Source organism: Zavarzinella formosa DSM 19928 (assembly GCF_000255705.1).
In the GTDB taxonomy this organism is placed as follows: Bacteria; Planctomycetota; Planctomycetia; order Gemmatales; family Gemmataceae; genus Zavarzinella; species Zavarzinella formosa.
Window position 1 is genome coordinate 182,518 of the sequence record NZ_JH636452.1, and the last position, 12,661, is coordinate 195,178.

Consider the following 12,661-nt stretch of genomic DNA (forward strand, 5'->3'; position numbering starts at 1 on the left):
TGGTCGTTTAGAATCGTCCAAATTCTTGCTGATTAATTCCCACCTGCTTTCTGAATAAACATGCTTCATTCTTCCCGCCGGGCTTTTCTGGGCGCATCTGTGGCCGGTTTGTTTGCCGGTTCCGCTTTCGGGGTGGACGAACCCGCGATTCCGGCCTCGAAATTCAATCCGGCCGAAATCACCTTTAACCCAAGCACATTGTTTCTCACCTGGCAAAGCGACCCGACGACGACCATGACCATTCAATGGATCGGGACGCGGGGTGAAACGCCGGATACGAACATCTACTACGCCCCGGCCGCGACGAGCGATTGGTGGTGGGCGTGGAACAAAAAAGCCCCGATCCTAAAGCCCTACGGGCAGACTGATTTCAAAGTCTACCGGGCCGAATTGACCGGCTTGCATCCGGGCAAGGATTACCTGTTCCGCATCGGCAAATCGTCCCCGGTCTGGCGGTTCCGAACCATGCCCGCCAAATCGACGAACGAGATCAGTTTCATCTCGGGCGGCGATTGCGGCGTGAACCCCCACACGGTGGCCAACAATATTCAGGCCGCCCGGCAAGATCCGTCGTTCGCCGTCATCGGCGGGGATCTCGCCTATGAGAACGGGAGATCGGCCGACACACATCTCACGTTCCTTAAAAACTACAGCCGGACGATGATCGCCAAAGATGGTCGGCTCATCCCGATGCTGGCCTGCCTCGGCAATCACGAGGTGGACGGCGGCTACAACAAGCCGCGAGAAAAAGCCCCGTTCTTTTATGCCCTGTTCGACGGGTTGTTTGACGACACCTCCTATGCGACGCTGGACTTTGGCGAATACCTGAGCCTCGTTCTTCTGGACACCGGGCACAACTCGCCGATTGAGGGTGAGCAAACTCATTGGCTGGAGGACGTGCTCAAGCATCGGGAATCGCACCCGAATGTGTTCGTGGTCGGCCATGTCCCCGCCTATCCTTCCTTCCGGAAGGCAACCGCCGAGAAGGGCAAGGAAGGGACCGGCACCGGCGAAGCCAACCGCAAACACTGGGTTCCGCTGTTTGAGAAGTACCGCGTGCCCGTGGTTCTTGAACACCACGACCACACCTTCAAACGCACCAAGCCTCTGGTGGACGGATTGGGCGACGACAACGGCGTCCTCTATCTCGGCGACGGTTCGTGGGGCCGGCAGCGCGCCCCGCAGAAACCGGAGAAACTCAGCTATCTCGCGGCCAGCAGCGCGGCGTATCATCTCTCGCTGCACCGGATTCAAGGCGAGCAGCGCTACCATCTGGCGCTGGATGAAGACGGCCGGGTGATGGATGTGTCCCACACGGCTCAGCGAAAAAAGGGAATCGCCAAGCTGTCAGATTGAAAATCGTCAGACAGTGCGGTGAGACATTATCACCATCGGTTTGACGAACGTTTCCTTGCACGTGCCGATGGTGCCTGTTTACATCGGCCACCGAAAACATCTCCCTGGCCATCCTCAATCACCGATCACTTGAAGTCATCTCTCTAAAATTGCCCTCGCCCTTTGATGTTTGCAATTCAAACAGTTTGTTGAGAGGTTCGTCGTGGATTTACAGTTGCAGGGAAAAGTGGCGATCATCACCGGCGCCAGCCGGGGCATCGGGGCCGCCATCGCGCAGACACTGGCGGCCGAGGGAGTGAAACTGGTGCTGGCCGCGCGGTCGCGCCCGCACCTCGAACAGGTCGCGGCTTCGTGTTCGACTGAAAGTCTTGTCCAAGACATTGATCTGCAAGATGCAAAAGCCGCCGAAACGGTGGTGGCCGCCGCCCTGTCTCGTTTCGGAACGATCGATCTGCTCATCAACAACGCCGGGGCGACCAAGCGGGGGGATTTCCTCAGGCTTTCCGACAACGATTGGGACGATGGTTTCGGCCTCAAATTCTTTGGGGCGATGCGGCTTTGCCGGGCCGCGTGGCCGCATCTCAAAGCCAGCCGGGGTTCGATTGTGAACGTTGCCGGAATCGGCGGCCGAACGGGGAGCGGCGATTTCACGATTGGCGGGTCGGTCAACGCCGCCCTGTTGAATTTCACCAAAGCCCTCGCCGACCGGGGGGTGGCTGACGGCGTTCGTGTCAATGCCGTCAATCCCGGCTCGACGCTGACCGAACGCCTGCAAACCCGCGTGCGAAGCTTGGCAAACGAACAATCAATTGACGAGGCTGAGGCTGCCCGCCGGATGGCGCAATCCTACCGAATCGCCCGGTTCGCCACGCCGGAAGAAGTCGCGAGAGTGGTGGCGTTTCTGGCCTCGCCGGTCGCCGATTATTGCCAGGGAGCCATCGTCGATGTCGATGGCGGGCAGACTCGAACGCTCTGACCAGACACCTCTTTTCACCGGCGACTCTCGGCTGTCGCAAGCCACATTGACGGCGTTGAAAATCATTCGCTGAAATTCTTCGCCAAAATCCCAAATTCGACCGACGAATCCGCCTCACTCGGTGCAAATAAGATGGGGAAGTCGAATCCACGGGCGTTTCAACACGTTCGCGGGATTCCCGCCATTTCGGATGCCACATGGATGAATCACAGGCTCGGGAAATCGTCCGCGGCCTGAGAGAAGGCCGGGCAGATGCCTGGAGGACGCTCTACGATGCGTTTGCCGAACGCCTCTGGCGCGGGGTCGCGCGCCTGCTGGGGCCGCACTCGGTCGAGATCGCCGATGTGGTGCAAGAGACCATGCTGGCCGCCGCAAAATCGGCGAGGACGTTCGACGACTCCCGAGGATCGCTTTGGGGCTGGCTGTGGGGCATTGCCCGTATCCAAGTGGCGTTGCATTTTCGCAAACAACAACGGCGGGACCAACTCCGGCACGCCGGCGACTGGCTGACGGCTGGCGACGGCCAGATTGGCCGGTGGATCGACGGGACCGATGCCGCCCCGCCGGCCTTGCTGGAGGCCGCCGAACTGGCCACCCTTGTTCGCGCCGCGTTGGGCGAACTTTCCGATGATTACGAATTACTCCTGACCGCCGTTTACCTCGACGGTGAATCTGTCGCCCGGATCGCCCAGCGAGAGCGAAGCACGGAGACGGCCGTTCGCTCCCGGCTCGCCCGCGCCCGGGAAGCCTTTCGCCGGACCTTTGGCCGGCGGCATGGCGATCCGGCGGCCGATGCGGAGGCTTGCAAATGAACACCCCCGAACCCCGACCGGACGATGAGCAGATCGCGGCCCTGCTGGCCGCCATCGACCGGGATTTGCCGCTCCCCGACCGGGCGTTTCTCGACCGGCTGCGTGAACAAACGATGGACGCTTTTCAGGGTAGCGCCCCCCCGGCGTCACCCGCCTCTCCAAGGAATCGTCTCATGTTTCTCTCTCCCTTTCGCTGGATCGCCGCCTCGGCTGTGGCCGTGCTGGTCTTTGGGATTGTCCTCGCCAATTGGATTGCCAATCGGAACAGGATCGTCACGGAGGAGACGCCCGAGGAAAAATTCGCGGTGTCCAAAACGCTGACCGATGATGGCCGCATCGGCAAGGTGACCGACTCCCAAGGGGTGGTCAGCATCCGTCCGGTGTTGCATGAACGATGGTCACCGGTTCAACCGCGTCTCGTCCTCAAGCCGGGCGACTGGTTGCGGACGGACTCGCGGGGCGCCAACGCCGTCGCCCTTAAACTCATCAAATCGGCCGATGTCATCGTCGGGCCGCATTCTACGGTCGAACTGGTCAATGCGAACGAAATTCGCCTGCTGGCCGGGGAAGTCGAAGTCTCCGCCGCCAACGACGCCCCGGTTGAGTTACACGGGCCGGACAAGCAAAAGCTGACCATCAAGGGGAAACAACTCTACCGGGTCGAGAAGGACAAACTCGTTCGCATTGAAAAGGAACCGCTCTGGTTGGCGGGTTTCAAGGGAACCACAGCGAATGAATCCATCGGCTCGCTGATTGCCACCATCGACGGCCGCAATGTGCCGCTGACGGTCGGGTATCACCATGTGGCGGTGGACATCCGCGATCAGATCGCCCGCACCGTCATTGAGGAATCGTTCGTCAACCGCACCGACGGCATCTTGGAAGGGGTCTTCCATTTCCCGCTGCCGGCCGATGCCTCGATCTCCGGTTTCGGCATGTGGATCGGGGATCAGCTTGTCGAGGCTGATGTCGTCGAGAAGCAACGCGCCCGCCAAATTTACGAGACGATCCTCCGGGAAAAACGCGATCCCGGCCTGCTCGAATGGTCGGGCGGGAACATCTTCAAGGCTCGCGTGTTCCCCATCCCGCCCCAGTCCGAAAAGCGGATCAAAATCACCTACACGCAAGTCCTGCCGATGCAGGGTAACCGTTATCGTTATGGCTACGGTTTGCAAAGCGAACTGCTCAAGCAGCACCCGCTGCGTGATTTGAAGATTGATGTGAAGGTCAACTCAGCGATAGCCATCAAGTCCGTGGTTTCGCCGACCCACGCGGCCCGCATCGACAAGACGGGGCATTCCGGGCATGTTGAATTCACCGCCCAAGAATACACGCCGACGCGGGATTTCGAGGCAGTGATTGAGGTCGATGGCCGGCAATCGGACATCGTCGTCATCCCGCACCGCCGGGGGGATGATGGCTATTTCATGGTGCAACTCACACCCCCCGGCGGTGCCGGGGACTGGGAGCGGCCACTGATTCCCAACGGCGAGCCGCTTCGGCTGTTGGTGATCGCTGACACCTCCGCGTCGATGGACCGGAGCCAGCGAACTACCCAAAACGCGGTTCTTGCATCGCTGCTGGGAGCGTTGACTCCGAAAGACACCGTCAATGTCGCGGCGTGTGATGTCAACTGCGACTGGATTTTCGAGAAGCCGGTTCCCGCGTCCCCGGCGAGCGTGGCCGCCATTCAGCAATCGCTGGCCAAACGAACATCGCTTGGCTGGACCGATCTCGACAAGGCATTTGCCTCGGCCATCGCCATGAGCGAGCCGGGCACGCAGGTCGTCTATGTGGGCGACGGCATCATCACCACCGGCGACGCTGATCCGGTGGCCTTCGCTAAACGACTGCACCGGCTTTACGAAGGCAAAAACGGGACGTTCCACGCCGTGGCCGTCGGCGGCAGTTACGAATCGGCCGTCCTCAAAGCCATCGCCTCCCTCGGCGGTGGTTCCGTGCGCCGGGTAACCGGGGAACAAGGGCCGCAGGCGGTGGCGTTGGAACTGCTCGGCGAAATCGCCACGCCAAGTTTGCGGAACTTGAAAGTTGAATTCAAGGGATTGCGAACGGCTCGTGTTTACCCGGAAGAATTGCCCAACGTCGCCGCCGGTTCGCAGCAAATCTTGTTGGGCCGATATTTGCCGGAAGACAAAAACCAAGATGGCGAAATCATCGTCACTGGGTTGCTCGGCAGCAAGCCAGTGCGATTCACCTCCAAGGTGACGTTGAAGGATGCGGAACAGGGCAACTCGTTCATCCCTCGATTGTGGGCAAGAATGCATCTCGACAAGCTGCTGGAGCAAGGCTCGTCTGAAACCATCAAGCAAGACATCATCGCCCTCTCCGAAGAATATCAGATCATCACGCCATATACCTCGCTGCTGGTGTTGGAAAGCGATGCCGACCGCGAACGCTTCGCGGTGAAGCGCCGGTTCCAGATGCGCGACGGGGAAAAATTCTTCGCCGATGGCCGCGACAATGCCGCCTTCGAGTTGAAGCAGAAGCAAATGAAGCTGGCCGGCGATTATCGCACGGCCCTGCGTCGCCGGGTGCTGGCCGAACTCCAGCGCCTCGGCCGAGATTCACGGATGTTCCAGAATTCACCACATCCGACGGGAAGGCCGGGATTGAGCCTCGGATTTTCAGGGGATGTTGACAGTTTCAGTGAAGCCGAGGGGTTTGGGATATCGGACCCCACATCCACAATCATAAGTGGCTCCGGCGGCGGCTTGCCTGCCAGCGGTATTCGGGGTGAGCCTGTCGGCTTGGAAAACGAGGCCACGGATACGCCTCCGTTGACATCAATGGCCGGGTTGGCGGGCGAAGACAAAGAAATCAGGGATCGCATTGACGAGCGTGGCACGGAATTGGCCGATCACTTGGAGAGCGACGAGAAGTGGGGTGAACTCGCGAAGGCCGAACCAGATATGGAAGAAGGATCATTCAAAGACTCGAAACCTGACTTCGGATATTCAGGACTCAACGCTCTTTATGTTCGTGACTTTGATTCATACGGACTGGCTTCCTCGACATACGGGAGGCCGACGCACGGCCGGTCATATCGAGGTTCGCCTCTGTCTTGGCTCGGGTCACTGTTCCCGTCGCTGGCGCCGCCAACGAGCGAACCCAAGGAGCCAAAGTCTTCCTGGCCCGCCCCGGCGGTGGCCCTTTCCCGCAGTTTGCTTCGCCGGGATCAACTTGCCTTGTTGAAGGGAGGGCTGGTTCTCACCCGCGAAACGGACAGCTTTGATCCGCGACATCGGGAGTTGACCTCACGCTCCCGCCGGTTGGAGTTGGTCTCGCCAAACGCCTGGCTGACCCGTGCCATGCCCGATGGCGGCCAGGTGATGGTTAATTGGTGTGATGCCAAAGAATATGGTGCTTACACGACCGCTTATCAACTCGGCCGCGTGCGCGCTTCCAACAAACTTGATTTGAAACATGCTCCGCTTGATCTGGCCGATTATTCCTTGTCGCCGTTGCATGTCTCTTTCTGGACATACACGCCCGTTATCGAGTCGATTGACAAGAACATCACTCTGCTGATCCTCACGAATCCGGACTATCCCGACTATGAATCACGTTTCCTCATCGACATGCAGCGGCATGCCCTCCTGAACATCGAACAACGCACGAAGGGCAAGGTGACAAGCACGACAAAATTCGAGGACTTCACCAATCTGGCCGGTGTGTGGTGGGCCAAGAAAGTCGAAATACTCGACGAAAAGGAGCAACGAATCTCTCTGACCACGCAAACCATCACGGAAGTGGCGGCCGGAGATTTCACCAAACAGATGACGCAAGAACTGGCCGACAAGGCCGATGTGTTGTTCCTCCGCCAACCGCTTCCCCGAGTGGCCGATGCCAAAGCGGCCGCGACCGGCGGCAAGGCGACTTTTGACGACCAAGCCGTTCTCACCATGCACTTCGCCGCCACGCAACAATGGGCGAAGGCGAAGGAACACCTGCAGCAATGCGAAAAACTCGCAGCTGGCAAGCCGGGAATGCGCTGGCTGGTCAACGCCTTCTTGTTGACGAGCCGCCGTCACGAGGAGTTCCGGAAACGCCTGCTTGAAGAGGCAACCACTCTCGCTTCCGCGACCGATGCCCGGACTCGCGCCAACGACAATTACCTAATGACGAATCTCATTAGCCAGGGATGGGGCGTGTTGCAAACGAACGAGATGATGGTCCTGTCGGACACCTTGGAACCTGTCGCCGCCCGGCAACCGGCCCGCTTGCAAGCCATGAAAACATGGCGAAGCCGCGTGACGCTGCTGTTGCAATCCGGGCAGCAGGAAAAGGCGCTGGCGCTTTCCAAGGCGCTGGCCGTCGAGTTTCCCCGCGATCACAACTTGCAGGTTCAATACGCCCAGAATCTGGCCAACGCCGGGAATTACGAGGCGGCCTATGCCTGGCTCGCCCAGACGCTGGCGTCTGATGCGAAATGGGACATCATCGAAGTGGACAACCTCCGCTCCTATCATGCCCAGTTCCTGCAAAACCAAGGACGTTACCGGGAACTAGCCGACTATCTCGCGGAGACGATCAAGCGAAACCCCGAGGCCGAACAACCCCTTGGCATGTATTTGGCGGCGCTCGTTCGCAGCAATCAGGCCACGAAAGCCGAAACGCTGGCGACCCAGTGGCTTACCGAGGCCCAAGTCAACGGCGAACTCCCCCGCCCGGTGGCCATTCGCCTGACGGTGGCCATCGCTTTCGCCCTCGGCCAAGGGTACAACCTTTACACCAACCGCATCGAAGAACGCTGGTTTCAACCGCTGGCGAAAGCCGCGTTGTTCTTTGCCCGCCGCGACGATCATATTTACACGTCGTCAACAATCCTGCAACACTGGCGATTCCAATCGACGGACGAAGCCCGCGAGGTTCGCAAAGCCATTGTCAGCATTCTGCTTGCCGAACTAGACAAACTCTCGCCAGCGCAACTTGAAAACTTGGTGGGGATCGTCTGGACCGACGCCGGGCTGGAAGACGCCGGTTGGAAGAAGATCGCCGATGGACTTCGCAGCCGTTGGAACACCGAGACAAAGCCCCGCTCCCGCAACCAAATCGGCCGGACGCTTCTCCGTGTTCTGGAACGGCTCGGTTCGACCGAAGCGCTGGCTTTCCTTCGCGTGCAATGGAAAGAAGGGCCGGAACGGGATCGCCCCCAGTTTGCCAGTCAACTTTTCAACGCCTTGCTCTCGCAGTCGTGGACAGCGGAAATCGAAGACGAGGCGTTCTCCCTCCTCGACAAATTCACCGCTCCGGAAGAAACCGCCAACGCTTTGCACATTCGGGTGGCCGCGTTGCATCGCCTCACCGATGCCATGTTGCAAACCCGCTATCAGGCGTTGATGAAAAAAGTCGAACACCCCGAAAAGCTTCCGCGAACCGATCTCCGCAAGAAGCAAGACGACAACCACCGGCTGGCCCGCGAAGGGTACGCCGACAGGCTTGGCAAGGAAGCCCCGAAACAGGCCAAGCCGTTTTCGGGCTGGCTGGTTGCCGAACGTGTCTGGATCGACACCCTGCTGGATCGCCGTCTGCCCGAGGTGGTCGCGGAGAGTTGGGAGTTCCTTCTGCTTCCGGTCCCCAAGGCCGATCCGGAGAACGCCAGTTCGGTCGCCATATCTGCTTTAGATGAACAACTTCGCGGCCGTTTCCTCGTGACACTGACCAGCCTCGCCGCCCGCAAGGGAGCCGACCCCGCCCTGATTGACCGGCTGATGAAATATCTCGACGGCCAGATCAAGACCGCTCCGGATGATCCCCGTTGGAAGAGCGAAAAATTCCGGCTGTTGATCGCCCTCGACCGTTCCAAAGAACTGGAAGCTGAACTGCGTCCGTGGGCGGCCGCTCCGGATGCCGAGAATCGCTGGCGGCTGGCGCTGGGCTATCTGCTCGCCGAGCAGGGCAAGGTCGCGGAGGCGATCAAGTTGTTCGAGGCTGTCGAAGCCGCCGATGAACTAAGCCCGGCCGATCATCTCCGGCTGGCGGAATGGTATCTGGTTGAAAACCGTCGCGAACAGCACGAAAAAGCGATGACGGCCGCCCGCATGACAACCGACGAGTACCAACTGAGCCGCCGGCTTCAATATGCCCTTCGGGCGTGGCAGGCATCCGACGGACACCTCCCTTCGCAACTCGACCCGGAGGTGTTGCGGGTCTTCAAGGCACTGTTTGAGAAATCCAATTCGCCGCAACAGCACCTTTGGATCTTGCAGCAGTTTTACCAAGCCTCGCGCGATTTCCGGCTGCTGTCGATGCTGCCGGACGGCATGACAGGACACACGGCGGCCCGCGTCTATCCGTTCTTGGAGGGGATGCGAAACGTCCTTGTCGAAGTCCGCGACGAAGCGACTGCCGACGAACTGACGGCCCGGATCGCCAAGGTGCGCCCCGCCGCCAAAACCGCCATCGACCAGCGTGCCCTCGACCTGCTGGAATTGCTTGTCGAAAGGCGGGCCTCAGAGGTTCAAAACCAAGCCGGTCCGCACGCGGACAAGGCGCTGGCCGCCTTGCAACGGGCCTTCAAGCGGGGCTGGTCCTCCGGAGAATCCCGGCTCATGGCCGATTTCCTCGCCGGTCTCGGCCGGGTTCCGCAGGCCGCGATTTCAACCGAGCAACTTCGTCAATTAGAAACGCTACACCGGGATGCGGCCACCGGTTCCTCCGACCGTCTGCACATCGCCTGGCGCCGGGCCGAGACGCTGGCCATTTATGCCCGCGCGGCCGAGGCGATGGACCTGCTCGCCTCCGCTCTCATGGAGTTTGAGGACGCCAACGGCGGGATTCTCCCTGTCTCGGCAAACCCGCCCCTCTCCACGATGGTTTCCCTCACGGAAAATGCCCGGCATTACGACCGGGGCGAGAAAGTGTTGCTGGAACAACTCAAGCATCCCGTCCATGCGGAGCAAACTCGCTGGCTGACGGAACGGCTCAACGAGCTTTATCATCACGCCTTGGTGAACAACGGCGACGTTTCGCTCGGGAAAGGGGCGACGCTTTACAAAGCCTACGAGCGAAAACTCTTCGCCGACCTGGTATCCGTCGATCAAAACCATCGTTATCGATTGCTCGGTCAAGTGTGTCAGATGTACCGCACCGCCCATGATGTCAAACTGGCGGGCGTCGTCGCGGACCTCAAGGCGTTCGCCTTCAAACGGCTCCCGCCGATCCTCCGGGATCAGGTGGTTAATTACGACGGCATCGTCCGCGATGTGTCTGAGACACTGCATAAGCTGGCCGGGCCGCGTGATGCCGTAGCCTTCTTGCTTGATCGTTTCGATGACCAGCCAGACTGGGTGCGTTACAGCAATCAGGACACTTGGAGCCAGCACAGTTACCGGCTTGGTCAGTGGCGGGAAGAAGCCAAAGAGCTTGGTGATCTCGAAGCCCGCCTTTTGAAGATTGTTCTCGCCGAATTGCAGCGTGAACTCCGGTTGCGCGAGTCACGCGGCCGGACGATCTACGCCCGCAATCACAATTACTTCTGGGCCGCCAAGGAAGCCGACTTCGCCAAAGCGGCCGAGGAAGTCCTGGTCGGGCGCAAAGATTCCGGGGCCGCCGTGGAATACATTGCCGAGTATCTGTTCTTCGGGCTGCCGCGTGAAAAACGGGCCATCGAAATCCTTTTCGCCGCCCATGAACGAAAGCTTCTTGGCGAGTCGGGCCAGTGGCAACTGGTCGATTATTTGCACCGGCAACAACGTTATGCCGAATCGATCCCGCTGCTGTTGCCGATGGTCGAATTGCGGCCGGAAAATCTTGCCTACCGCACCAAACTGATGCACGCCTATTTCCGAACCGGCAAACAGGCCGAGTTGCTGGCCCTGCTGAAACAGACTGATGCGTTCTTCCACGAGAAGGATCGTTGGGCCGAGCATGTCCTCGCCGGATTGGCTGTTAGCTGCCTGGAGAACAAACTCCACGCCCAAGCGGCCGCTTATTACGAGGAACTCATCCCCATGCACCAGCGAACACACGCCCGCCGGGGTATCGGCAACGGAGTGCTGAGTTCCTATTACGGCCAGGCGGCCGAAGCCTACGCCGGGCTTGGAAAAACCAAGGAGACCGTGGACATGGCCAGCGGGGCCGTCGTGAGTTGGGGACCGCGCCAGCAACAACGGAAAGACGCCCTTGAAGCGCTGGTGCGGGTGCTGGAGTCAGCCCCTGATCTCGCCGCTTATGCCGCCGGGTTGGACAAGGAGAAGTTGGATAGCGCCATCGTTCGCAAGGCCATCGGTCAGGCGTTTGTCCGCAAAGGGGATCATGCGCGGGCCATCCCGCAATTCCGTCTGGCCGCCGAACTTCAACCCAACGATGCCGAGACCTATCAGGCCCTGTTGGTCTGTTACGACAAAATCGGGGACAAAGAGGGGGCCCTCCGGCAATTGCTGGAGGCGGTCGAATTGTCTCGCCGGGATATCAAGCTGTACGAGTCGCTTGGCCAGCGACTGGCGGACTTGCAACAACTGGCGGAAGCCGAACGAGCGAACACCTCCATCGTCGAGATGCTGCCCAACGAATCGGAAAGCCACGCCTTGCTCGCCGAGATCCGGGAGCGTCAAAACCGCTGGGGCGAGGCGATTTCCCACTGGGAACGAGTGGCGGCCATTCGTGAACTGGAACCGACCGGTCTGTTGAGACTGGCCGCCGCCCAAATTCACGAAAAATCATGGGACAAAGCGGCCGCCACCTTGGGGAAGATTCGCGGCAAAAGCTGGCCCCCCCGCTTTTCTGACGCGGATCGGCAAGCAAGGGAGCTGGAACAGAAGATCCCGCAGAAGACTGGCAAGTGAACCGCTTGCTCGCTGATGTGGATATCTGGTGGCCTCCATCGTTCCGTTTCTGGAAACGGAACGATGGAGGCCGTTTTCATAAATGACACCTTTGATCGCTTCCAACCAATTCACTCCTTGAATTCACCTTCCAGACAGAGACCATCCCCTCGTAAAGCCGTGATGCGTCCGGCGCCATCAATCATTGGCAGCAAGTTCATTAGGCGATCTGGTTTGTTAATTTTTGGCAAGGGTGGCCATGATGGCTGGTGTTGCCATCAAAAGATGAGAAACTACTCATGTCATCTGTCTGGGATCGTTTCTCGGGGAAACCGGCTTAGGACACCCAAGACCAAACTCGCCTGTTCACTGGTGTGAGGAATTCGCAGGTCAAATCAGAACGCCCGGTCGTGAAAGCGTTGACGATTGCGACGACGAATTCCGGAACAGTTTTCGCCCTGCTGGTATTCCCGCCAACGAATGTCTTGTGTTTTCGTTGAAATTGATGAAGATCGTGTAAGAGGCCAACTGTCATCCATCCCCTCTGACAGACAGGTGACTTGCGTGTACTTATTTTTCCACACCTTATCAGTGTAATCATCCGCGGATCAGAATATCCGGGGCAGACTCGTCAGGAGTTTCAGGTCCATGACCTCTCTCAAACGACTCAAATGGTTTTCAGCGTCGCTGGCGCTTGCCGGTGCGGTCACCAGCGCGGCGGTGTGGGGGGA

4 protein-coding genes are annotated in these 12,661 nt (G+C 59.4%); all 4 read left to right on the plus strand.

Annotation, left to right across the window (positions count from 1 at the left end; all coding sequences use genetic code 11):
• Positions 1–60 precede the first annotated feature (60 nt).
• The 4 genes from BGIM_RS0144490 (at position 61) to BGIM_RS0144505 (ending at position 11,951) form a co-directional block, all read left to right on the plus strand.
• Positions 61–1,356 (plus strand): purple acid phosphatase family protein, encoded by a 1,296-nt coding sequence (locus BGIM_RS0144490; RefSeq protein WP_020476053.1) that lies wholly within the window; start codon positions 61–63, stop codon positions 1,354–1,356.
• Positions 1,357–1,558: 202 nt separating this feature from the next.
• Positions 1,559–2,332 (plus strand): SDR family oxidoreductase, encoded by a 774-nt coding sequence (locus BGIM_RS0144495; RefSeq protein ID WP_029631982.1) that lies wholly within the window; start codon positions 1,559–1,561, stop codon positions 2,330–2,332.
• A gap of 197 nt (positions 2,333–2,529) precedes the next feature.
• Complete coding sequence (locus BGIM_RS0144500) at positions 2,530–3,144, plus strand: RNA polymerase sigma factor (protein ID WP_020476055.1); 615 nt, start codon at positions 2,530–2,532, stop codon at positions 3,142–3,144.
• Positions 3,141–11,951 (plus strand): VIT domain-containing protein, encoded by an 8,811-nt coding sequence (locus BGIM_RS0144505; RefSeq protein ID WP_020476056.1) that lies wholly within the window; start codon positions 3,141–3,143, stop codon positions 11,949–11,951. Before BGIM_RS0144500 ends, BGIM_RS0144505 begins: the two co-directional genes overlap by 4 nt.
• Positions 11,952–12,661 lie beyond the last annotated feature (710 nt).